The following is a 24455-nucleotide window of genomic DNA, read 5'->3' on the forward strand; positions in this document are numbered from 1 at the left end:
AAAAACAAATAAAAACAAACACTTTAGCATCATTAAATTTACATTTGACACTCTTAACAGCATTTTTGGCTTCTAAATTAATTAGAAAGATTTAGCGAAAGTTTATGAAATAAATAAAATTCATTCTTCAGTTAACTCATAGTCAACCTTGCAGATAGCTTAACAAGTATCCACTACCGTTACTTGCTCAATAAACATGATACTTTTTTCATTGATGCAAAAAAAAACCTCTGACAATTGTCAGAGGTTTTTATTAACCGAATAACTTACGCAATATTAATATTTCAGAGAAATACCAAAACGGTAAGTACGGCCTAACATGTCATAGTAACCTGGGAAAGTGTTACCGTTGTTCACTGAAGTACTAGCAGCTTCACCACCAACGACTGGCGCGTCACGGTCGAACAAGTTGTCTACACCGAAACGGATAGTCAGGTTTTCAGAAGCGACATAGCTTGTGGCTAAGTCGAAGTAGCTGAATGAACCAATTTGACGGAAGGCTTCAAAAGTAGCAGCTTGTTGCGCAGTTTCACGCTCGATTGAACCTAAGTAACGCCATAACAGTGATACTGACAGGTCATTCATGTTCCAAGTAGTACGTTGTGTCGCTTTAATTTCGTGCTGTGGGTTACAGTTAGTACCATAGAAACCATTACAATCAATCACTGACGATACTGGTGAGCTTAAGCTCTTCACTTCAAGATACTTGTTGATGTTACCCGCGAAATCCAACATACCCATATCACCTAAATCAAAACCGAAGTTGAAAGCCGCTTCAACACCGCGAGTTTTGATATAAGACAGGTTGGTGGTATAGGCTTCAACGCCTGCACCAGGAATGTTTAATGAACCACCGATACGAGTGATTTGCGCACACTGTGCAGCATTACCAAGCTCATAACAACCATCTAAGATTTCTTGAGCAGTGTTTTCACCGATGTAACCATCAATGTTGATGTCATAGTAATCAACAGAGAACATTGCACGTTTAATAGAGTCAAACTCTGGGCTCCAAACAAAACCTACTGTTGTAGTATTGGCGGTTTCTTCGTTTGGTAAACTATCAGGGTTAGAACCTGACAGAATGTTGATCTGACCAGATACGATATCATTAACCTGACCAACTTGTGCTGCAGTTTGGCCTGTTGAAATACACAGAGCACGTAACGTAGCACTGATATTCGGGTTAGATAATGAACATGGGTCTAAATCAGCGTTATCTAAGTTAGTGGTTAATGGCGCATACAACTCACCTACGTTAGGTGCACGCGTTGCTTTTTGCTTCATAACACGAACTAACAACTCGTCAGTTGGACGGTAAGCTAAACCTAGTTTCCAGCTGCCTGTTGCGCCAACAGTGTCGAAGTGAGAGTGACGGTAACCGAACTCTAACTCAAGCAGGTCAACCAGTTCTTTGCCTTCAACTAGTGCTAATTTACCTTCGCCGTATAATTCATTCACTTTGAACGAACCACCAACAGGTAATGAGTTACCGCCTGCGCCACCTAAACAGCTAGTTGGAGCAAGTTTCAAACACTCATCTGGGTTGAAGAATGCCGATTCTTCACGATACTCATAACCAAAGCTCATGGCTAAAGGTGTATCAGCAAATGGAGAAACCACAGCATCAATTGGGCCATCAATTACCGCAGAAACAACACGTTGTTGATAAGCCGTTGTAGAGAAAGCCGTTGCTGAAGCATAAGCCGCCATTTCTGGCGTAATAGTACCAAAACCACCAAACAGGTTAATTGGCACACAACCAGCGCCACCAGTGTTACAAGTAGTGGTGCTTGTAGCGTTTAAGGCGTTAGCAATGTTGGCAACGTTAGTATAACCGGCATTAGAGTTAACACGGTTCGTTTCACCGTGTTGTAAAGACACATCGTATGCCCATGAGTCATTAATAAAGCCTTTTACACCACCGACTAACTGGAACTGATCAGTATTGAATTCAGTTGAACGGGGGCCAAGCTCTACAGTACGACGGAAGATAGAAAGTAACAAAGAGTCAGCATTATCAACTACACCGTTTTGGTTGCCATCAATCCATGTCGTTAAACCAGGACCGTTTAACTGGCTGATGCTATTATTCGCTGCAGTAACTAAAGCGCCACGAGCTTGATCAGAGAAAAATGGGTTGGCTACCGGGACCATAAAGGTATTACCGAAAATACCTGATGGAGCGATTTGTTGTAATACGTTAGTATTTGTAAAGTTGAATGAGCCGTATACAGTTGTATCATCATTGATGTCCCAATGCGCAATAGCGGTACCGCTGAAACGCTTAGAAGGTGTTTGATAATAGTTATACGGGTTGAAGTTAAAGGCAGAACATGTTGGGCCAATCACTAGAGAACCGTCATCACGGAATTGACCGCTGGTGCCAGTGGCGCCAACAATACCTACGCGTGTTGGGATTGTTGTACCGCTACCACCACCTGGTGCTACTACGTTTGGCGCGTTTTGGCCGCATAATGGCTGTGTTGGTGGAATAGGTGCAATACCTTGTTGGAAGTTAGATAAGTTACCGCCAGACGCAGTAGCAATACCATAATTACCTAAAGTACGTTGACCTAATAATAATGGGTCACGGTCATAGTAACTGAAAGAAACAACGGCGTTACCTTTATCATCGTCAAAGTTGCCACCGATGGTTAAAGCAATGTTGTCTGTAAAGGCATCGGCTTCAGCCGTTCTTGAATGGCCTGCATCTAACTGCACACCTTCAAAATTCTTTTTCATGATGAAGTTGATTGCACCAGAGATTGCATCAGAACCGTAAACGGCTGAAGCACCACCAGTAACCACTTCTACACGGTCGATTAGTGCAGTAGGGATAGTAGAGGTATCTACGCTACCTGCAGTGTTGAATGGCACAACGCGCTTGCCATCAACCAAAATAAGGTTACGGTTTGAACCTAAGCCACGTAAACTGATAGTGGCTGCGCCGCCTGTACCGTTGTTCACGTTACTGTTGTCACCTGGAACTGCGCCAGGTAATACACGTAGTACGCGTTCAATTTCAGGTTGTTGTTGTTTTTCAATTTCTACAGCATCAATAGTATTGATTGGGCTGGTAGACATTGCGTTTGCACTTCTGATACGGCTACCCGTTACAGAAATGCGTTCAACTTTTTCTTCTGCTGCTGGTGTTTCTTGTTGAGCGAATGCAGCACCAGAATACATAGCAACTGATGACGCACTCAAGAACAAAGCAAGACGCACTGAGCCCGAAATTTTATTAGTGGTAAACATGGTGTTCTCCCTGGATCACATTGGGTGTGATTCTGTGTATAAGCTTTATCCTGACTTTTGAAAAAGTTCAAGAAATCGTTGGAATTATTATTCCACGTCTTGATAATAAACATAACAATCGGGCTGGTCAATCATGTCAACCAAACAAAGTTGTTCAACATTTGTATTTTTTAACCGCGAAAAGCATTAAATACCTTTACTATACAAATCAGATACATACTGATGCAAAAGTAACTTTTGACGAGCAAATGTAAAAACCAAGAAGATTTTAAGATGCTAAATAACGGTACAAAACAACAGATTAGGCAAATACACCAACAATTAAAACAACAATTGCCTAACTACCAGCCTCGGCCCACGCAGAATAAATTGATCGCGGAAATAGCGAATATCGTTGCAGGCAAGTACGATAGACACGATCGCATCGGTTTAATTGAGGCGGGTACCGGTACCGGCAAATCTTTAGCCTATTTGCTTGGCACCCTACCTTATGCCTTAAGCCAAAAAAAAATAGTGGTGATTGCGACGGCAACGGTGGCACTGCAAGAGCAGCTAGTGAATAAAGACTTGCCTTTTTTTCGGCAACATAGCGGCTTAGAGTTTGATTACAGCTTGGTGAAAGGGCGCCAGCGGTATGCCTGTATTGAACGTTTACAACAACAAATACAACAACCCACGCTGTTTAGTCAGGATGCACCTGATGCCCATCAACAAGCGTTATTACAGCGTTTATTAGACGCTTGGCAACAACGTAACTGGCTGGGCGACCGCGATACGTTACCCGAGCCTGTAACTGACGAGCTCTGGTATAGCTTACAAGCCGATGCACACTACTGCAGTAAAACACAACGCCGACATTTACACTGCCCTTTTCACTTAGCCCGTGCTGAAATCAGCAATGCACAAGTGCTAGTGGTCAATCACAGCTTGTTATTATCTGACTTACTAAACGGTGGCGCGGTATTGCCTGAGCCGGCAGAAACTCTTTATGTGATTGATGAAGCCCATCATCTTGCAAGCTGTGGCAGAGAGCTACTGAGCGCCAGCGCGCAATTAACGGAAAATGGCCCTTGGTTAGAGAAATTACGTAAAACGCTTACACAACTCCAAGCCGTTTTACCCGATACCGCATTGCGCGATTGCATGCGCTTAGACGATGCGGTGAGTGATTTTAACGTCGCGCTTAAACCGATTCAGCGCAGTGTGCAAGAATTTCTACCCAGTTGGTTTAACAGTAAACAGCAAACCGAATATCGTTTTAAACACGCGGCTTTACCCAAATTGTGGCAGCAACAAGCTGAGGTTTTGGCACAAGCAGCGCAAAAAGCCACTAACCTGTGCGATAAGTTGTTAACCGAGCTACAGCAAAAGCTTTCAGAAAACAGTAAGATCCCTAAGCTGTGGTACACGTTATTACAAGAGCTGGCTTATGCGCGCCAACGCTTTGAGCAACAGCAAGCCCTGTGGCAATTATTACAACAAGCGCAAAAAGAACCTGCTTGGCAAGCGCGTTGGTTACAGCGGCGTGCTGATACTGATCTTTTATTTATGCACGCCAGCCCCTTGGCTGCCGGCTTACAATTAGAACAGCTATTATTTAGCCAAGCCTTTGCAGTGATCCTTTGCTCTGCCACACTGACCGCCTTAAACTCGTTCGATTATGCCAAAAAGGAATTAGGGTTAAATGCCCATACTGGCTTGCAATGTTTACAAGTCGATTCACCTTTTGCTTATCAACAACAAGCTGAAATACTGCTACCCAAAACACGCTGTGAACCTACTGACAGCGCTTTTACCGCTGAATTGGTGCGCCTATTACCGCATTATCTCAATACCCCTGCCGGATCGTTGGTGTTATTTGCGTCTTATTGGCAAATGCAAGAAGTGGCCACGGAGCTTCGCAAACAAGGCTTTACGCTACTGGTACAAGGCGAGGCTTCGCGACAAGCTTTGCTGCAATTACATGCTGATCGGGTTAATGGCGATAACGCCAGTATATTATTTGGCACACAAAGCTTTTCGGAAGGGTTAGATTTACCTGGTAAACTGCTTACCAATTTAGTGATCACTAAACTTCCCTTTGCCGTGCCCACTTCACCGCTGGAAGAGGCCTTGAGTGAAGCCATCACCGCCCGTGGCGGTAATGCTTTTTTACAATTAAGTATTCCGGCTGCGGCGAAAAAACTGGTGCAGTCTTGTGGTAGACTGCTGCGCCAAGAGCAAGATGAAGGGCGTATCGTTATTTTAGATCGCCGACTGGTAAGTAAAACTTATGGTAAAGCCATGCTTGATGCACTGCCGCCATTTCGACGAAATATAGAATACTGACAGGATCTCAACCGTTATGCCCGAGCTGGTTCTTACGACAGAACTGCTGCTATTACTCTGCAGTGTGGCCTTTATTGCCGGTTATATTGATGCTATCGCCGGCGGTGGTGGTTTATTAACGGTACCGGCTTTGCTTACCGCGGGCTTGCCACCGCATGTGGTGTTAGGTACCAATAAACTGGCCGCGACCTTTGGTTCTTTTACCGCTTCGCTAACTTATTATCGAAAGCGTCTATTTAACCCGCGTTATTGGCGCACCAGCCTGATTTTTACCGCCCTGGGTGCATTAATCGGTACCTTGGTCGTCGATCAATTAAGTACCGTATTGCTAGAAAAACTGTTACCCATACTCATTCTTTTTGCTGCGATCTATACCCTATTTAATCGCATGCAGCCCGATGATCGGATGACATTACCGACACAGAGTAAAAAATTGTTTTGGCAACAACGTCTGCAAGGGCTCACTTTGGGCTTTTATGATGGCGTAGCCGGCCCGGGTACTGGCGCTTTCTGGATGGTATCGACCATGGCAATGTATAAAATTAACTTACTACTCACCAGTGGTGTCGCCAGAACCATGAATTTTGTCAGTAATGGGTTTTCATTGGCCGCTTTTATTGTGCTGGGCCATGTACATTTTACCCTCGGTTTAGCCATGGGTTTTTGCTTGATGTGCGGCGCATGGTTAGGTGCGCACTCAGCCATTCGTTTCGGTAGTAAATTTATCCGGCCCGTATTTATCAGTGTGGTTATTGCCATTGCGGCACGTTTAGCGTGGCAGGCTTGGAGTGCTTAAGATGAACAGCTTAACCTCGGAGCAACTGCGTCATTTACAAGCTCAATTGCAGCAATTATTAAGCTGGGCGCAACAACTTGATCGGCAAAGAAAACCCGGTAAGCCGGTGCACTGGTTCGATTCTGCCTTGTTTAGTTGTCATTCACCAGATCTGGCAGATTATGTGCAGGATAGCGTGCGTAATCTAAACCGACTGCAACAACAGGCTGATAACTTATCTACCACAGCTAAACAACGGATTACTGAACGCTTAAATGAACAAATTTCGGCGTTAACCCAGGCATTCCGGCTCAATCAAGTGCGCCAACAACATCAGCATGTCGCGGCCCCTCGTACTAAAGCTGCGGTGCAACAACTTGCGGTGACAGGTCAGCAGTTGTATCAACAGCTAAGTGAATACCAGCAATATGAAAGCCGCTTATTAGATATGGTAAGACAAGCCGAGCGGGAAAGTGATGCAGAAGCAACCAACCGCACTTTGACCCTACATGGTCGCTTGGGTCGATGTCGAAAAGCGATTTATGAAGTTGAGTTAGCCATTCAAAAACTGGAGGCAGGAAAAAACCGATGAGCCAAGCGTTACCCCCGCTGATTTATCATCCTTGTTACAGCGAGTTGGCTTTACCCGAGCGCCATCGCTACCCGATTGGTAAGTATCGCGCTTTGCAACAAGCATTGCTCGCTATCGGTGTACCTGCTGCACATTTTACCGAAGCGCAAGCTGCCCTACCGGCCGATCTCAGTTGTATCCATGCTAGTCACTATGTTGAAGCCTTATGCAGCGGCACGCTTGATGCCAAAGCCATGCGCCGTATTGGTTTTCCGTGGTCTGAACAACTCATTGCACGCTCATTGCAATCGATAGGTGGCACTTTACACACCGCAGAATTAGCGTTAGCACAAGGCTTAGCTGTGCATCTAAGCGGTGGTTATCATCACGCTTTTCATGATTTTGGCAGTGGCTTTTGCCTGTTTAATGATTTGGCTTTCACCGCGAAAACATTGAAACAACGGGGTGTGGGCCCGATCTTAATTTTTGATCTGGATGTGCATCAAGGCGATGGTACCGCGCTGCTGTTAGCCAACGAGCCAGAGATTATCACTGCTTCCATTCATTGTGAGAAAAACTTTCCAGCACGCAAACAACACTCTGATTGGGATATTGGCGTAGCAACGAACTGTAGCGAACACGAGTATTTAGAAACCGTGCAGCAAAGCTTAGACAGTTTATTAACGTGGTATCGCCCTGAACTGGTTTTGTACGACGCAGGCGTGGATGTGCATAAAAACGATGATTTAGGTTTATTATCGATCAGCACGGCCACTATCGCTCAGCGCGATCAGTTAGTTTTCGAAAGCTGCCGCGCCAAACAGATCCCAGTCGCGGCAGTCATTGGCGGAGGCTATCAACGCGATCTCGCCGCACTCACTGCGGTGCATCTGCAGTTATTTAAAGCGGCGTTCAACGTCTTTGGCTCAAACTTGGGGCGCGAAATAAAAACCTAACTGCCGTTTGATCGCCGTGGGTAAGGCCGGTAAAGCTGACTTTGGCAGTAAAAAAGTTGCCATAGTGAATAAATCGGTGAAGATACGATTCTTCTCAGTAGTGCGCTTTAAATAATCATGCCCTGACGAGCCACCGGTGCCAATTTTACTGCCCAACATCCGTTGTACCATCATGGCATGCTTGTAACGCCAGATCGTCAGTTGCTCATCAATCTCTGTTAAACAGGTTAATAACTGAAACGGTAAATTAAACAGCGGTTCTTCTTGATATAAGTTGATAAACAAGGCCGACAGCATGGCTTTTTGACTTAACCGAAAACTACCTTGCTGTTGTAATTGCTGATATTTATCCGGATCAAGTAAAGCCGAAAATTTTTCACGCGTACGGGCAATTTCTTGCAACTGAAGATCACGCTCGGTATTCGATATCTGCTCAATTTGCGAAACGATACTCTGATCATTTTGCAACATCTGCTCGGTTGCTTGTTGGTACATTTGCCAAAAACTAAAGTCTTCAAATTGTAAGAACGGCATGCGCTCTAACCACTTTTCAATGCGTTCAAACAAACTTGGCGCCTGCTCTAAGTTTTGTAAAAACTCACGATCGGCGGCATTTAACCGGCTATAAAATGAGTTTTTATCAAAATCGATGCGAAATTCGCTTTTTAAACCCAAACCAATTTCGAGCATTTTAAATTGAATGCTCTGAAAACCGGAGGCCGGCACTAAGTAATCGCGAAACGCCATAAAGTCTTGCGGTGTCATCGTTTCGATGACTGCAATTTGCTGATTAAGCAGTTGTTGAATACTGATAATGCGCTTTAATTTATGCACCATACCGGTCAATTGTTCATCTTTGACTTCAGCTTCAGCGAACACCGCCATAACAGCACCTAGCTCATGCAAAATTTGTTTAAACCACAGTTCATATACCTGATGTACTATAATGAATAAGGTTTCATCATGGGCTTCAGCGCCATAGCGCTTACTTTCCGGGGCTTGGGCGGTTAAAAGCTTGTCGAGTTGCAAGTAATCGCCGTAGTAACATGCTGTTGTATTTTTTTGCATACGCTTAATAACCACTTATCGCTGTTCAGCGCATTGTAACAAGGCGCGCAACTAACTCAATCTTTCAGTAGTCTTTTCGATCAAAGCTGATTATGCTTAAAGTACATTAACGAGGAGAAACGCCATGACATTGGATAACGATATTCATAATTTTTATGAAAAACTATTGTTAGATCATATTGTTGAGCTGGGATTAGACCAAGAAAAAGACAGCGAGTATTTAGCTGATTTATGCTGTATCTCTTTAAATTTATTACCGCCACGATACATTCGCTATGAAGTGGATATGTCATTTTACATGCCACAAAGTGAACGCTTTGAAATGCAAATGAAAGTAAAAGAAGCTATTAGCCGCGCCCGCAACTTTTTGGATAACCAGTAATGTCATCTCTTGAGCAGGCACCCGACCATGTCAAACTGGCCGTCGATTTAATTTTGTTGCTAGAACAACAAAATTTGCCTGCAGCAACCTTGCTGGCCGCCTTAAAATTAGTCGTCAAAGATACTGAGAACAAACTGGCCGCAGCTTCGCAATAAGCGCTCTGTGGTCATCATCACTAAGCCAATGAATTAACTTATTCTCCCTGACTTTGAGTACTTTCTTTGTCTTGCCAAAAGAAAGTATTCAAAGAAATTATGATGCTAATTCCGCTGATTCTTAAACACTAATCTACTGATAAAAATTACATTGTCGCCGTTGGCGAGATACTTTCTTTTGTGTCGCCAAAAGAAAGTATCCAAAGAAAATGCGACCCCACTTCCGCTCGAAAGCCCGCCTGCCCATGCGCCGTCCAAGGCGAAAACGTAACTCGCGCGGCGCTACCGTCGCCGCACTCAAACACCCGTTTTCTTAAAACCTTGGTCAACGATGTTCAGTCGGCTCGCTCTAAGGGGAATTAAAACCAAAGCGGTATTTGCTTAGCTGTAAATGACCTCTTTTACCCCAAATCGTTTGGTCATCATTTCAGCAACTTAGCCTAATCTGCTGGTCAGCATTTCACCTGCGGTGAGATACGTTCTTTTGCGTCGCCAAAAGAAAGTATCCAAAGAAAATGCGACCCTACCTTGCGGCGAAAGCCCGGCTCAACCTAACACGGACAATGCGATGAGATAACTCGTTCGGCACTACCGTGCCTTGCTCAAACACCCCTCGTCTTAAAACCTTGGCCGCGCTAGATTGCCCGGCTTGCAACGTAATGGGATTAACAGCAAAAACGGCTATGAATTTTTAGGTCAAGCTTCGGGGTCAGATATCTAGACCCAAATGTTTAGTCTCTGAACCTGAAGGATCGGATTTAAGTTGGATGAGTTAATAGCGAAGTAAACTTTGGCTAGAGACGTCTTTTTCAGGGATGAAAAAGAGGAGCGTACAGGGAGGTATTTACCGCGTGCTCCAGCCGAAGCTTTACGCAGCGTTTAACGTTTTCGTCTTGGGCGAGTTAACGGCGAAACAGCAGCTTATTTCAGTGTTTTGAATAAAATAGAGTGAACAACGAGGGGTTTGGGTGGCAACTCCACCAGCCACATCCCGGCACATACATCATAAACTGTGGCTGCTTCCTTCCGGACCTGACCAGGTTCGCCTACTAGTATTGCGAGAGGACCAATGGAGTTACCATGGTATTGCCTTAACGGCAACGCGCATTATCCGCAAAACCGTTCGGGGTTGCAAGTGCTAAGCAGCAAGCTGCAACCCTAACGCTGATAAAAACAACAGTTTAATTACCTAAAGCTTGCTGATAGGTCTGCAGCACCCCTTTTAAACGACGTTGTTGCGCCGGTGATAAGCGTAATAATTGTTTCTGCGCTTCAGGTAACGCCTCTAACTGCGGATCAGCGTAAACATACATGACCGAAGGGCGGATTAATTCGGGCTGACTCGACAACTCTGGCGTAGCCAGCAATAGATTAATCGTTTGACGTAAACGCTGTTCAAAACTCATGTCAGGATAGCCGAGTTCGGCGAAAGCCTCGTCAAGCAAGGGTTGATAGCGCGCTTTCAAAGCCAATAACTGTCTTGCTGGTACGCTTTCTAATAGCTGAATATAAGGCTCATAGCGGGCGGCATTCGCTGCAGCCATCCGAAAACGATCCGGCGCCACTTGCTCAACTAAAAAAGCGTCAGCCGGTGCAGATAACACGGCATGGCCTGCGACTAATCGGCCTTGCGCTAAATTATCAACCGTGACCACAAAATGCCGCACCATATCTTCACGATTAAATAGCGATGCCATACCCGCTTTCCAGTTCAGCGCTAACAAATCTTCACTAATCACTTTATCAGAGGTATTCAAAGGTGGTAACGGCGGAAGCTCGGGTTTCACTTCGGCCATGGGTGTTTCAATGGTTGCTATCGGCTCTGGCATAACGGCAGGTTCGTTAACAGGTTCAGGTTGCATTTGCTCAGCTTGCTCTACTGCGGCCACTTGTTCGGGTTGCGGTAATAATACCGGTGGCAGCATGACGGTTTCGGTCGGTTCGGCCGGGCCTTTGAATAAAAACCATAATGCAGCGATAATGATTAAAACTACGCCGGCTAAACCGGCATAATATACGGACTGTCCACCACCTGAAGCTTGTTGTGACATAGTGATTTACCTGTGCTTTTGAAATAAATAACCCTTAAGGGTGTCTAGCATTGCATTAATCTCAATTATCAGCAATATACTAATTGAAGAGTACAGGTTGTTTAAAAAGTTCAGTACAGGATGTTTAACACCTTATTATGCAAACAGACCCCACAGTAACATCTAGCAAAACCGCATTAATGTTAACCGGTGGTGGCGCACGAGCGGCCTATCAAGTTGGTGTGCTTAAAGCGATTGCCAGTCAATATCCACGCAGTAGCCCACTACCATTTAAGATTATCAGTGGCACTTCTGCTGGCGCCATCAATGGTGCAGGCCTTGCCTGCTATGCCTCTTGTTTTCATTTAGGGGTGAAAAAAATTGAATCGGTGTGGCGAAACTTTCATACCGCGCAGGTGTATTACTCTGATTATCCTCGGCTAATTCGCCATCAAATTCGTAATGTTTACAGTGCCTTTCAAGCAGACTATGCCAATAAAAAACCGGTCAGCTTACTGGATAACAAACCGCTTAAACAGTTATTGAACAAAATTCTCGACTTGCAGCGCATTGACCTAAATATTATGCGCGGTTATCTGTCTAGCTTCTCGGTTACCGCCTCTTGTTATAATACCGGCGATTCGATTAGCTTTTTTCAATCTGATACGGCAGAAGAATGGCGCCGAGCCAAACGTTGTGGCCAACGGACCCTGTTAGATGTACATCATTTAATGGCTTCTGCGGCGATACCACTGCTGTTTCCTTCGGTGCGTATCCATCAACGCTACTTTGGTGATGGCTCTGTTAATCAATTGGCTCCCCTTAGCTCGCCGATCCATTTGGGTGCTGACAAAATTTTGATTATTGGTGTCGACGATCCGCGCCGTGGTGCTTTTCGAGAGCGCAGCTTACACCACCCAGATTTAGCCACGGTGGCAGGTCATTTACTTGATACGGTATTTACCGACACGCTTAACTCCGATTTGGAGCGAATGCAGCGCATCAATAAAACCGTTGAGCTGTTACAGCAGCACAATATTGAAACGGAACTCAAGCCCGTGCAAAGCTACATGATTAATCCAAGCCAAAATTTTAATCAATTAGCCAGTGAATACTTTTTGTGTTTGCCGATCGCCATTCGCACCTTATTGCGCATTACGGGTATTCGGCAACACTCTGATTCAAGCTTAGTCAGTTATCTATTATTCGAACAAAAATACACGCGCCGTTTAATTGAATTAGGCTTTGAAGATGGTATGCAGCAGATGGATAGCATCATGCAATTTCTTGCCGCACCATAAAATAATGCCGTCAAAAAACCGCCAACCTTAAATGCAACCAAACTTAAACCAACAAAAACAATAATTTAAAAAACTGGCCTAACATTTGCTTTATCCTTATCAGTGCAACAATAAATTCTGGTAAGGTGAGCATATGTGGCAAGAATCAAGCAACTTAACTAACGCGTTTGGTGACTTATCCATCGGCAGTATTTGGCAAGAAACTCCAGACTGCAGTGAAAGCAGTTTAGTCAGTCAATTACAAACCACCTTAGACTTGCAGCAGCAATTGGATATTTTTTCCATGAGCGCAGGTCGTGTTTTGCCTCTTTGCGGAATGACTTTAAATACCCACTCCAGCAACTTGCAAGCCCGTGGTTCAAAAAAAGGGGCTTATCATCACCAATCAAAATTGGTGCTAGAAAACCAAGTATTAGCTGAGATTAGTTATGATTCGGCGCATGCGTTTACGCCTTTAGTGCAAAGGCAACTGCTGTTATTAGAATCAGAGTGGCTGTTTGCATTGCGCAATGCACTATTGGTCAGTCGCTTGCAACAAATGGCTTTGAAAGATCCATTAACCACGTTAGGCAACCGTCGCTTTTTTGACGATAGTTTTGTCAAATCCGTGCAACTGGCTAAGCGCCATCAACTGCCTTTGACGTTATTGTTATTAGATTTAGATAACTTTAAACAAGTTAATGATAACTCTGGCCACTATGTGGGTGATGAGGTGTTGATCGCGGTAGCAGATTGTATGCGGGAATCGCTAAGAGCCACTGACAGCTTGTTCCGCTTTGGTGGGGACGAATTTGCGGTATTGCTCTCTGATAGTGATGCAGAGCATGCGGATGTGGTGGCTGATCGTTTACTGCAAAGCATTTATACAAATGCTTTTTTAGCGAGCCATAACGTCGGTTGCAGTATTGGTATGGCGCGGTTATCGGCTGAACATCAACCGCGCGATTTATTTCATGCCGCAGATGAAGCCTTATACCAGGCTAAATTATCAGGCAAAGGTCGAGTCAGTCAATATAATGGCGGCCGTATTAAGTTGCTAGAAAAGGCAGCTCATTCTTTGCTGGCTGCCAGCTAAGCCACGCTTTAGCTTGTTCATCGCTGTAGCTACTGGCATAACCGGCGACTAACACTAATTTGCCCTCATGCAGCAGCAACGGTATTTGCCCTCGCTGCCAAGGGGGCAATTGCCATTGCTTAAACCACTGCTTTAACGGCTTAGTCTGCTTTCCTGCCGGTTTAAACGGCAAATTTAACATACCAAATACCACTTGATACTGCTGTGACGCTTCAGCTAATGCTAATGCTCCCGCTACCTTGGTTTTATGCCAGAGTAACTGCCCCCGATCTTCGGGTAACTGACAGGCTTGTTGCCAAGTTAATACGCAACTCGGTAAGAATTTCCGTTGAGAATCGTTATTCAGTAAATAAAGGTGCTGTTGATAACGGCGAACCAACAAGCGCCCAGCCACTAATTGCGGCTGAGCATCGGCTTGCGCCGCGATAACTTGCTGTTTTAACGTTAAAAGCCACTGTGTATCTGGATTAAAGCCGGCAGCATATAACCAACTGCGTAACACCAAGTCTTGCTGTAACGGATGCTGCTGACTCAGTGCAATAAGATCGAGCTTATCTGGCGTGGCACAACGCGCTAACGCTTGCTCGGTATAATATTCCGCTAAACTGGCGGCATCTTGCAGATGTTGCACACTGCGCCCTACCGTACTGAGCCACTGCGGCCAGCGCTGTTTTAAAACCGGGCTCACCGTATGTCGCACAAAATTGCGCTCAAACTCGGTGTTCTGATTACTCTCATCTTCTACCCAAGACAACGCATGGCTAGTGGCATAATCCACTAACTGTTGGCGGCTGATGGCCAGTAACGGCCGCCACAACTGGCCCTTGGCAAAATTTCGACGGCTTGGCATGGCGGCTAAACCGTTTAAGCCGGCACCGCGCTTTAACGCCAGCAGTAGTGTCTCGAATTGATCATCGGCATGATGTGCGCACACTAAGCTCGTTTGAGGCTCAGTAATATAGTCAGCTAGTACCTGATACCTTGCGCGGCGTGCTTGTTGTTCAATATTGGTATTAGACGGCAGGTGTACATGGCAAAGCTCAAAAGGCAGGTTAAGCTGTTGACACTGTTTCTGGCAGAAACGGGCCCAGGCATCGGCTTGCGGGCTTAGCCCGTGATGTACATGCACCACTTGCAAGGGAATGGCGTGTTGTTGACATAAAGGCCAAAGTAAATGCAACAAAACTTGTGAGTCTAAGCCACCGCTATAAGCCAACACCAGCCGCGAGGGCTGGTGTTGGTGCAGTTGCTTGAGCAAATACTGGCTTAAGTTTGTTCGGTGCAAAGCTGACCTATCCTCAGCTAGCTATGCTTAACAATAACCGTAAGACATTAAACGCTTGTAGCGTTTTTCTAGTAATTCTGCGGTACTGAGTTTTTGTAACTTCTCTAAGTCACGCAGTAAGGCCTGCTTTAAGGTGCTGGCCATTTGCTCTGGCGAGCGATGGGCGCCGCCTAGTGGCTCAGTAATCACTTCGTCAATTAATTTTAGCTCTTTTAACCGACCGGCAGTAATACCCATAGCATCAGCCGCTAATGGCGCTTTTTCAGCGCTTTTCCATAAAATAGAGGCACAGCCTTCTGGCGAGATAACCGAATACGTGCTGTATTGCAACATATTCACTTTGTCGCCCACACCAATAGCTAAAGCACCACCAGAACCACCTTCACCCACAACCGTACAGATCACCGGCACTTTCAAACCGGCCATCACTTTTAAATTACGGGCAATGGCTTCAGATTGGCCGCGCTCTTCAGCGCCGATACCCGGGTAAGCACCTGGCGTATCAATAAACGTAATGATCGGTAATTTAAAACGTTCGGCCATTTCCATTAAGCGTAAGGCTTTACGATAACCTTCTGGTCTTGGCATGCCAAAGTTACGACGGATTTTCTCTTTAGTATCGCGACCTTTTTGATGGCCAATGACCATCACCGCTTGCTCACCAAGACGGGCCGTTCCGCCGACAATCGCATTGTCATTAGCAAAAGCCCGATCGCCACACAGTTCATCAAAATCGGTAAACATATGCCGAAGATAATCAAAGGTATATGGCCGACGAGGATGGCGCGCTAATTGTGCAACTTGCCAAGCACCTAATTCCGCAAAAATCTTTTTGGTCAGCGTCAGGCTTTTTTCTTTTAATTTGTTAATTTCTTCTTCTAACCCAAGATCATAATCGCCATTGCGACTGACATTGCGTAATTCGTCTATTTTTGCTTCCAGTTCAGCAATAGGTTGCTCAAACTCTAAATAATTCAGCATCATCGACTATCACTACCTAATTAATTAAATTCCAATTCTATTGTTGCCATTTGTCGTAACTGATGCAACAAAGCGTCTGTGGGCGTAACCCACCATGCTGTCCCTAACTGCAGTCTAACCTGCCCTTCCTCGCGTTGATACCAAAGATGTACTGGCACGGTGCCAGCTTGATACTCGGCTAACGCCCGTTTTAACTTTTCCAGATAATTCTGATCAATCTGCATCGATTGTACAGTGATATTCAGAGATTTCAGCGATTTTTCTCGCATCGCGGTAATTTCGCTGACATCGCGGCCGGACATTGTAAGGCCACCGTTAAAATCATCAAAGCTGACCTGTCCATTAACCAGTAAAATTCGGTCTTTTTGTAGCAATTGCTCGAAAGTTTCCAGCTGTTCTGGGAAAAATCGTACATCTAAACGAGCAGATTTATCATCTAAGGTCACAATAGCCCAGCGCCGACCTTTTTTGTTAATCATAACTCGCACAGAAACAACTAAACCTGCGACTTGTACGCTTTGATCTTTTTTCGTTGGTTGTAAATCGACTAAGCGGCAACTGGTGTAATGCTTAATTTCATCAAGGTAGCGATTTATAGGATGGCCGGTTAAATATAACCCCAGCGTTTCTCGCTCGCCTTCTAACCAAACTTCATCGGACCACAGCGGCACCATTCTTAAGCTTTGTGTACCGGGTTCATCGTCGGCACCACCGAGTAAACCAAATAAATCGTCTTGGCCAACCGCTTGTGCTTTGGCATGTTGCTCGGCGGCTTTCATGGCTTCTTCCAAATTAGCCATTAAAATAGCGCGTTGCGGCCCAGGATGTTGTTTAGCTCGCGTCGGCCCTAATTGATCCATAGCACCGGCTAAAATTAATTTTTCCATCACGCGTCGATTTAAACGCTTCAGATCAACCTTAGCACAGAAGTCAAACAAATCACTAAATTCACCGTGTTCACGCCGGGCCTCGATAATGGCTTCAATAGGGGCGGCTCCGACACCTTTGATGGCGCCAATACCGTAAACAATGTGACCTTGTTCGTTCACGGTAAACTTATGTTGGCCCGCATTGACATCAGGTGGGATCAAGGTCAGCTTCATTCGCTCACATTCATCAACCAAGGTCACAATCTTATCGGTGTTATCCATATCTGCTGACATCACCGCCGCCATAAATTCGGCGGGATAATGCGCCTTCATCCATAACGTTTGATAAGAGACTAAGGCATAAGCGGCAGAGTGCGACTTGTTAAAACCGTAGCCGGCGAACTTCTCAACTAAATCGAAGATTTTTATTGCTAATTCTGGATCGATGCCATTTTTGGCGGCACCTTCTTGGAAGGTATCGCGCTGTTTCGCCATTTCTTCCGGTTTTTTCTTACCCATGGCACGGCGAAGTAAGTCGGCACCGCCCAATGAGTAACCCGACAGCACCTGAGCGATCTGCATGACCTGCTCTTGGTAGAGAATAATGCCGTAAGTCGGTTCCAAAATAACTTTTAACGAATCATGCTGCCAAGTGGCATCGGGGTATGAAATTTCTTCACGACCACGTTTACGGTCAATAAAGTTATCAACCATGCCCGATTGCAATGGACCCGGGCGGAATAATGCCACTAAGGCAATCATATCTTCGAAACAGTCAGGTTGCAGGCGTCGGATCAGATCTTTCATCCCACGCGATTCCAGCTGGAATACTGCCGTGGTATCAGCTCGCATTAGCAGTTGAAAGCTGTAGCGGTCATCCAGTGGAATACTATTAATATCGACCAGCGCACGTCCTTCTTTTTGCAAACGGGCGTTGGCCATATTGACCGCCCATTGCAAAATAGTCAGGGTACGCAAACCTAAGAAGTCGAACTTCACTAAACCGGCATATTCCACATCGTTTTTATCAAACTGGGTGACTGGGTTTTGACCGTGTTCATCACAATAAAGCGGTGAAAAATCAGTAATTTTTGTTGGGGCGATAACCACACCGCCCGCGTGCTTTCCGGCGTTACGAGTTACCCCTTCTAACTGCCTTGCCATGTCAATCAGATCGCGAACTTCTTCATCTGAGTCATATAATTCAGGTAAGCGCGGTTCTTCTTTAAACGCTTGCTCCAAGGTCATGCCGGGCGTGGGCGGGATCAGTTTCGAGATGCGGTCAACAAACCCATAAGGATGGCCTAAGACCCGACCGACATCGCGGATCACCGCTTTCGCCGCCATGGTGCCGAAAGTAATAATTTGTGACACCGCTTCACGGCCGTACATATCGGCAACGTGTTCAATCACCTCATCTCGGCGATCCATACAGAAGTCGACGTCAAAGTCAGGCATCGATACCCGCTCGGGATTTAAGAAACGCTCGAACAGCAGGTCAAATTCCAGAGGATCAAGATCGGTGATTTTCAATGCATAGGCAACTAACGACCCCGCCCCCGAGCCCCGGCCAGGGCCCACCGGAATATCGTTATCCTTGCTCCATTGAATAAACTCCATGACCACCAAAAAGTAACCGGGGAAACCCATTTGGTTAATCACGTCTAGTTCAATTTGCAACCGTTCATCATAGCCGACACGCTGCGCGGCTCTGACTTGTTCATCTGGAAACAGTTGCAATAAACGGTGCTCTAAGCCTTCGCGCGATTTCATCACTAAGAAATCGGCGTCTGACATGCCACCGGTGGGAAACGCCGGTAAGAAATATTCGCCTAAACGAATCGTCACATTACAGCGTTTAGCAATTTCTACGCTGTTTTCCAAGGCTTCAGGAATATCAGCAAACAGCTGCTGCATCTCAGCTGCGGTGCGTAAGTATTGCTGCTCTGAGTAGTTCTTCGGACGACGCTTGTCATCTAAGGTGAAACCATCATGGATCGCCACCCGAATTTCGTGGGCAGGGAAATCGCTGGCTTTTAAAAATACCACCTCATTAGTAGCGACCACGGGTAAATCTTCTGCTTCGGCTAAGGCAATGGCCTTTTGAATATATCGCTCTTCCTCTGCTCGGCCAGTGCGACATAATTCAATATAGAACCGCTCAGGGAAATACTGCTGATAAAAACTGACCAGCTGTTGCACACTGCCCGGATTCTCTTTTAGCAAGGCTTTGCCGAGTAAGCCATCTTTGGCACCGGATAACACGATCAGGCCCGCGGCATGTTCAATTAACCAATCATGATCTAACTGCGGTTTGCCATCGATGTGGCCGCGTAAATAGGCTTTTGAGATCAGGGTTGTCAGATTTTGATAACCCACGTTATCAACGCATAACAGTAACAGCCGGTTTAACTCACCGGGAAAGATCGGATGTTGTACCCAGCAATCCACACCAATGATCGGCTTAATACCCGCATCGTGCGCCGTACTGTAAAAACGGACCAAACCACACATATTCATTTGATCGGTTAAGGCTAAGGCTGGCATCTGCAAACCTGCCGCCATTTTAACAATAGGTTTGATCTTCGCGACGCCATCGATCATCGAAAAGTCGCTATGCACCCGTAAATGGATAAAGGCCGGATCGCTCATCGCGCTGTAACCTCGCACTGGCCTGTCTGCTGAGCGTGTTGCTCCACGATTAACCGCACAGGTTTAAAGCTGCGCCGATGCTCAGGTAAAATGCCATATCGTTGAATTGCGGCTAAATGCGCAGCGGTGGGGTAACCTTTGTGATCCGCAAAGCCAAATTGCGGATGAGCCTGATGCAGCAGCTGCATTTCAGCGTCGCGTGCCACTTTGGCTAAAATGGAGGCAGCGCTGATCTCTGGCACCAAACTATCGCCTTTCACTACTGCTGTCGCGGGCATGGCTAACGCAGGGCAACGATTACCATCAATTAAGGCCCACTGTGGTGTAATCGCTAAACCGGCCACTGCGCGCTGCATAGCTAACAGGGTGGCATGCAAAATATTAAGCTGATCAATTTCTGCCGGCTCGGCTCGGCCTAACGCCCAACACAGAGCCTTTTCTTTAATTTCTTCGGCTAATAGCAGGCGTTTTTTCTCTGATAGTTTTTTGGAATCGTTTAACCCCTTAATCGGTTTAGCGGGATCTAAAATCACCGCAGCGGTAACAACCGCACCAATTAAAGGGCCACGGCCCACTTCATCTACACCGGCAATCCATTCTACCTCTGGCCGAGAATACTCAAACATCTGCCATTACCTCACTGATTGCGGCTGCCGCCACCTGACTCGCCTGCTGCTTTAATTGTTGATGGATCGCTAAATACGCTTGTTGTAGTTCAATAGACGGCTCGGCAAGCAACGGCTGCATAGCACTCACCAGGGCCGCTACGTTAAGATCATCTTGCAGTAACTCGGTGACTAAGCCTTTACCCGCTAATAAATTAGGTAAGCTAACATATTGCAACTTAACCAAACGCTTGGCGATTTGAAAGGTGAGCCAATTAGTCCGATACCCCACCACCATGGCACATTTGGCTAATAAGGCTTCTAAGGTGGCGGTACCCGATGCAATAAAGGTGGCATCAGCAGCGAGTAAGACTTGGCGTGCTTGGCCGATATATTCAGTTACCACTAAATCGGCAGCGTGCTCCGCTTTTAATTGTCGCCATAAAGTGGCTTTGGCGGTAGTCACCATATTAGTAATTAATTGTATTTCTGGGCGTTGCTGCTGTAACTCAGCCGCCGCTTTGAGAAAATCAGCAGTTAATAAGTTAATTTCGTTGGAGCGACTGCCCGGCATAATCGCCAGTACTGGGCGCGATGGATCTAAACCTAATGCCTGCTTAGCCGCCGCTTTGTCCACTTGCAACGGCATCGAGTCGGCTAAGGTATGCCCGACAAAAGTACAGGGTACTTGATACTTATCATAAAACGCTTTTTCAAACGGCAGTAATGCCAGCACCATGTCGGTTGCTCTGGCAATTTTAAAAATACGTTTATGCCGCCAGGCCCAAACTGACGGGCTAACATAATGCACGGTTTTTACGCCCTGTTGTTTTAATGCCAATTCTACTGGCAAATTAAAATCAGGCGCATCAATACCAATAAACACCGCCGGCTTATCTTGTAAAATGGCGCTGACAATTTGCCGCTTTACTTGTAATAAACGCGGTAAACGGCCTAACACTTCGACCAAGCCCATTACCGCTAACTCTTCCATATCAAATAAAGCTTGAAAGCCCTCAGCTTGCATTCGTGGACCGCCTATTCCGAAAAACTCGGCGTGGGGATAACGCTGTTTTAAAGCAACAATCAGATCCGCGCCAAGGATATCGCCAGAGTGCTCGCCAGCAATGAAGGCAAATTTAATAACGGGGGTAACGGGTAAGTCGTGTTCAGCCATATCCGGGCAAATGCTTCCTGTAAGTGTCTATCTGTCATGCGATGCGCTATAACGGCTATCTTAACCGCTAATCCGCTTCAGTAAAACGCAGTAATAACAAAAACGCTCTGCCCCTTACAAGCAGGCAGAGCGTTTTATTCACAGCGCAGCACGGTTGAATGCTCAGGCTAGCGAGCAATACCACGGCTGGCGTCTGCAATGAAATCCGTAAATAATTTCACTTCAGGCATGCTAGCTGATTTTTCAGCTAAGGCTTCTAAGGCTTGTGGCACGGTTAGGCCTTTGCGGTACACTTCTTTATAAGCGCGGCGAATTTCTAACAACGCTTCGCTGCTAAAGCCACGACGTTTTAAGCCTTCGGTATTGATACCGGCAGGCACACAAGGGGCACCATGCACCATTAAATAAGGAGGGACATCTTTTAATACAATAGAGCCACCACCGCAAAAACTATGTGCACCAATTTTGACAAATTGATGTACGCCTGTCATGCCGCCTAAAATGGCCCAATCACCAACATGCACATGCCCCGCTGCCTGAGCACCACTGGCGAAGATGATATTGTTACCAATAACGCAGTCATGCGCGATATGCGTGGTGTTCATAAATAAATTATGATCGCCGATAATGGTTTTACCTTGATCTTGCACCGTACCACGGTGCACTGAGCAGCCTTCACGGAACACATTGTAATCACCAATAATCAGCTCTGTCGGTTCACCTTTGTACTTTTTATCCTGACAAGCTTCACCAATACTGGCGAATTGGAAAAAATGGTTACCTTTACCGATGTTAGCAGGGCCTTTGATGGCAACGTGCGTTTCTAACACACAGTCGTCGCCTAACACCACATCGTGACCGACGTAGCAAAAGGCCCCTATTTTTACATTTTGTCCCAACTTAGCGCTGGCTTCAATTACTGCGGTAGGATGAATCACGTTACATCTCTCTTCTGGCACACATAAGTTCAGCGCTGCATACGACTTGACCGTCGACTTTTGCTTCGCCATAAAACTTCCAAATGTTGCGACGTTCCTTTAAAAATTTTACTTCTAAAATTAAGGTATCACCGGGCACTACCGGTTTTTTAAAACGGGCTTCGTCAATGGCGGCAAACAAATACAATTCGTTTTCTGAACGTTCTGTTGCCGTTTTAAAACCTAAAATCCCGGTAGCTTGCGCCATCGCTTCTAAAATCAGTACACCAGGGAAGATTGGCATGCCGGGGAAATGACCGGTAAAAATAGGCTCATTGATGGTGACATTTTTCAGTGCGGTCAATGACACGCCTGGTGTGTAATCCAACACCTTATCAATTAATAAAAACGGATAGCGATGTGGCAACAAGGCCATGATTTCCTGAACATCCAGGCTATTAAGTGAGTTAGCCAAAATTAATCCTCTGAGGCGCTATCAGCAGAACCGTCTGCTGCGGCCAATTGTTTTTCCAATAATTTTACGCGCTGATACAGTTGATCAATTTGCCGTAATTTCGCCGTTGTTTTTCGCCATTCGGCATTCGTTGTAGCTGGCAAACCTGAAGTATAGACGCCTTTTTCAGAAATGGATTTCATGACCATGGCCATTCCTGAAATATGTACACCATCACAGATAGAAATATGACCGTTAATGGCAGCTGCGCCACCGATAATACAATAACGACCAATGGTCGTGCTGCCGGCAATTGTCGTTGCACCGGCAATCGCAGTATGATCACCAATAACGACGTTATGGGCAATTTGAGAAAGGTTATCAAGAATAACGTTATTACCAATCACCGTATCGTCGATAGCACCACGATCAATACAGATATTCGCACCGATCTCGCAATCATCACCGATACGCACACTGCCCGTTTGTGGGATCTTCAGCCAACGGCCACGTTCGTTGGCAAAGCCAAAGCCATCCGCACCAATAACCGCGCCACTTTGGATAACGCAACGCGCACCAATTTTTACGCCATGATAAACGGTAACATTAGCCCACAGGCGGGTATTTTCGGCAATTTCAGCGCCTTCGCCGATAAAGCAGCCGGCACCAATTTGCACCCCTGCCGCAATTTTTGCGTTAGCCGAAATAACCGCATTGGCACCTATATGGGCATCAGCGGCAATCTTGGCATTGGCATCAATTACAGCACTTGGCGCAATACCCGGTTTAGCTGTGTCAGGTGTGGTGTCAAATAATTGCGCAGCTTTGGCAAAAGCAACATAAGGATCGGCCACCACTAAGCTGTTAACTCCGGGGGCAACAAAAGGTAAATCTGCAGCTTTAATCAGCACCGCACTGGCCTGAGTATCGGCTAAATATGAACGGAACTTGCTGTTAGATAAAAAGCTCAATTGGCCAGGGCCAGCTTTTTCTAAAGAGGCAACAGCAGAAACGCCGCAAGCGGCGTCTCCGTTAAGTTCTGCATTAAGCTTTTCAGCTAAAACAGAGAGTAGCATCACAATATTATTTCGCCTTGCCGACCTGTTGAATCACTTTTTCAGAGATATCAAATTCTGGTTTAGCATAAACTGCTGACGTTGCATTTAACACGACATCAAAATTTTCGCGAGCCGCAACCACATCAATCGCGGCTTTAATCAGACCAAGAATACGGTTACGCTCTTCTGTTTGACGCTGACGAATTTGCTCATCTAGAGGGCGTGCCAGTGTTTCATACTGTTGGCGCTGATTGTTAACTGTCTCTGTTAAATCTTTTTGTTGTTTTTCGCTCATGGTAGGACCATCACGACGCAATTTCTCAATATTGAAATTGATATCGGTTTCTAACTTGTTCACTTCAGCTATTTTAGCGGCGAACTCGTTTTTGATCGTCTCTTGAACTTGCGCGGCTTGCGGAATACTCGCTGCAACAGCGGCTACATCAACAAAACCAATTTTAACTTCTTTAGCTTGTGCATTACCGGTATAAAGCATCGCCACTACAACAAATACTGCAGATTTAAAAAGATTTGAATTAAACATCTTATTTCCTATCA

20 protein-coding genes and 1 other RNA gene are annotated in these 24455 nt (G+C 45.7%); 8 read left to right on the forward strand and 13 right to left on the reverse strand.

Features of this window, described 5'->3' with window-relative positions:
- Positions 1-276 precede the first annotated feature (276 nt).
- A complete protein-coding gene (locus ORJ01_RS03195; protein ID WP_306176944.1) occupies positions 277-3258 on the reverse strand; it encodes a TonB-dependent receptor domain-containing protein in 2982 nt (993 codons plus the stop codon).
- A gap of 273 nt (positions 3259-3531) precedes the next feature.
- On the opposite strand from ORJ01_RS03195, the gene dinG reads away from it, so the two are divergent.
- Genes dinG through ORJ01_RS03215 form a run of 4 tightly spaced genes read left to right on the forward strand, consistent with a single transcriptional unit; the run spans position 3532 to position 7888 of the window.
- Complete coding sequence (gene dinG, locus ORJ01_RS03200; RefSeq protein WP_306176945.1) at positions 3532-5586, forward strand: ATP-dependent DNA helicase DinG; 2055 nt, start codon at positions 3532-3534, stop codon at positions 5584-5586.
- Between the two features lie 16 nt (positions 5587-5602).
- Entirely contained in the window at positions 5603-6382 is a 780-nt protein-coding gene (locus ORJ01_RS03205; protein WP_306176946.1) for a TSUP family transporter, read from the forward strand.
- 1 nt (position 6383) lies between these two features.
- Positions 6384-6953 (forward strand): primosomal replication protein PriC, encoded by a 570-nt coding sequence (gene priC / locus ORJ01_RS03210; RefSeq protein ID WP_306176947.1) that lies wholly within the window; start codon positions 6384-6386, stop codon positions 6951-6953.
- Positions 6950-7888: a histone deacetylase gene (locus ORJ01_RS03215; protein ID WP_306176948.1), complete on the forward strand. Its 939-nt coding sequence runs from the start codon at positions 6950-6952 to the stop codon at positions 7886-7888. The genes priC and ORJ01_RS03215 overlap by 4 nt, the downstream gene beginning before the upstream one ends.
- On the opposite strand, the gene ORJ01_RS03220 is transcribed toward ORJ01_RS03215, so the two are convergent.
- Positions 7859-8956: a tryptophan 2,3-dioxygenase family protein gene (locus tag ORJ01_RS03220; RefSeq protein ID WP_306176949.1), complete on the reverse strand. Its 1098-nt coding sequence runs from the start codon at positions 8954-8956 to the stop codon at positions 7859-7861. The genes ORJ01_RS03215 and ORJ01_RS03220 overlap by 30 nt on opposite strands.
- Before the next feature lie 124 nt (positions 8957-9080).
- Between ORJ01_RS03220 and ORJ01_RS03225 the strand changes: the two genes are divergently transcribed.
- Together ORJ01_RS03225 and ORJ01_RS03230 are read left to right on the forward strand one after the other, a co-directional pair.
- Positions 9081-9338: a late competence development ComFB family protein gene (locus ORJ01_RS03225; protein ID WP_306176950.1), complete on the forward strand. Its 258-nt coding sequence runs from the start codon at positions 9081-9083 to the stop codon at positions 9336-9338.
- Entirely contained in the window at positions 9338-9493 is a 156-nt protein-coding gene (locus ORJ01_RS03230) for a DUF2496 domain-containing protein (protein WP_306176951.1), read from the forward strand. The genes ORJ01_RS03225 and ORJ01_RS03230 overlap by 1 nt, the downstream gene beginning before the upstream one ends.
- Positions 9494-10468: 975 nt before the next feature.
- Here ORJ01_RS03230 and ffs read toward each other — a convergent pair.
- Positions 10469-10565, reverse strand: an RNA gene (ffs, locus tag ORJ01_RS03235) — signal recognition particle sRNA small type.
- Positions 10566-10674: 109 nt separating this feature from the next.
- Positions 10675-11544: a DUF3014 domain-containing protein gene (locus tag ORJ01_RS03240; protein ID WP_306176952.1), complete on the reverse strand. Its 870-nt coding sequence runs from the start codon at positions 11542-11544 to the stop codon at positions 10675-10677.
- A 137-nt stretch (positions 11545-11681) separates the two neighbouring features.
- Here ORJ01_RS03240 and ORJ01_RS03245 point away from each other — a divergent pair, with 137 nt between their 5' ends.
- Positions 11682-12824, forward strand: a complete 1143-nt coding sequence (locus tag ORJ01_RS03245; RefSeq protein WP_306176953.1) for a patatin-like phospholipase family protein — start codon at positions 11682-11684, stop codon at positions 12822-12824.
- 133 nt (positions 12825-12957) lie between these two features.
- The gene (locus tag ORJ01_RS03250) at positions 12958-13899 is read left to right on the forward strand and encodes a GGDEF domain-containing protein (protein ID WP_226749745.1); all 942 of its coding nucleotides are present in this window, start codon (positions 12958-12960) and stop codon (positions 13897-13899) included.
- Here ORJ01_RS03250 and tilS read toward each other — a convergent pair.
- The 9 genes from tilS to ORJ01_RS03295 all read right to left on the reverse strand — a co-directional run bounded on the left by tilS (position 13853) and on the right by ORJ01_RS03295 (position 24441).
- Positions 13853-15184: a tRNA lysidine(34) synthetase TilS gene (tilS, locus tag ORJ01_RS03255; protein WP_306176954.1), complete on the reverse strand. Its 1332-nt coding sequence runs from the start codon at positions 15182-15184 to the stop codon at positions 13853-13855. The two genes, ORJ01_RS03250 and tilS, sit on opposite strands and share 47 nt — an antisense overlap.
- Positions 15185-15211: 27 nt before the next feature.
- Positions 15212-16168, reverse strand: a complete 957-nt coding sequence (accA, locus tag ORJ01_RS03260; RefSeq protein WP_226749743.1) for an acetyl-CoA carboxylase carboxyl transferase subunit alpha — start codon at positions 16166-16168, stop codon at positions 15212-15214.
- Between the two features lie 17 nt (positions 16169-16185).
- A complete protein-coding gene (dnaE, locus tag ORJ01_RS03265) occupies positions 16186-19686 on the reverse strand; it encodes a DNA polymerase III subunit alpha (protein ID WP_306177523.1) in 3501 nt (1166 codons plus the stop codon).
- The gene (rnhB, locus tag ORJ01_RS03270; protein WP_236128634.1) at positions 19683-20312 is read right to left on the reverse strand and encodes a ribonuclease HII; all 630 of its coding nucleotides are present in this window, start codon (positions 20310-20312) and stop codon (positions 19683-19685) included. The genes dnaE and rnhB overlap by 4 nt, the downstream gene beginning before the upstream one ends.
- Positions 20305-21468 (reverse strand): lipid-A-disaccharide synthase, encoded by a 1164-nt coding sequence (gene lpxB, locus ORJ01_RS03275; protein WP_306176955.1) that lies wholly within the window; start codon positions 21466-21468, stop codon positions 20305-20307. Before lpxB ends, rnhB begins: the two co-directional genes overlap by 8 nt.
- A 167-nt stretch (positions 21469-21635) precedes the next feature.
- Positions 21636-22406, reverse strand: coding sequence for an acyl-ACP--UDP-N-acetylglucosamine O-acyltransferase (lpxA, locus tag ORJ01_RS03280; RefSeq protein ID WP_226749740.1), 771 nt, complete (start codon positions 22404-22406; stop codon positions 21636-21638).
- A 1-nt stretch (position 22407) separates the two neighbouring features.
- Positions 22408-22860 carry a 3-hydroxyacyl-ACP dehydratase FabZ gene (fabZ, locus tag ORJ01_RS03285; RefSeq protein ID WP_226749739.1) on the reverse strand — a complete coding sequence of 151 codons (453 nt, stop codon included), beginning with the start codon at positions 22858-22860 and terminating at the stop codon, positions 22408-22410.
- A 2-nt stretch (positions 22861-22862) separates the two neighbouring features.
- Positions 22863-23918 (reverse strand): UDP-3-O-(3-hydroxymyristoyl)glucosamine N-acyltransferase, encoded by a 1056-nt coding sequence (gene lpxD, locus ORJ01_RS03290; RefSeq protein ID WP_306176956.1) that lies wholly within the window; start codon positions 23916-23918, stop codon positions 22863-22865.
- Between the two features lie 4 nt (positions 23919-23922).
- A complete protein-coding gene (locus ORJ01_RS03295) occupies positions 23923-24441 on the reverse strand; it encodes an OmpH family outer membrane protein (RefSeq protein ID WP_226749737.1) in 519 nt (172 codons plus the stop codon).
- Positions 24442-24455: the final 14 nt, after the last annotated feature.

It is taken from the genome of Alishewanella sp. SMS8 (genome assembly GCF_030737935.1).
In the GTDB taxonomy this organism is placed as follows: Bacteria; Pseudomonadota; Gammaproteobacteria; order Enterobacterales; family Alteromonadaceae; genus Alishewanella; species Alishewanella maricola.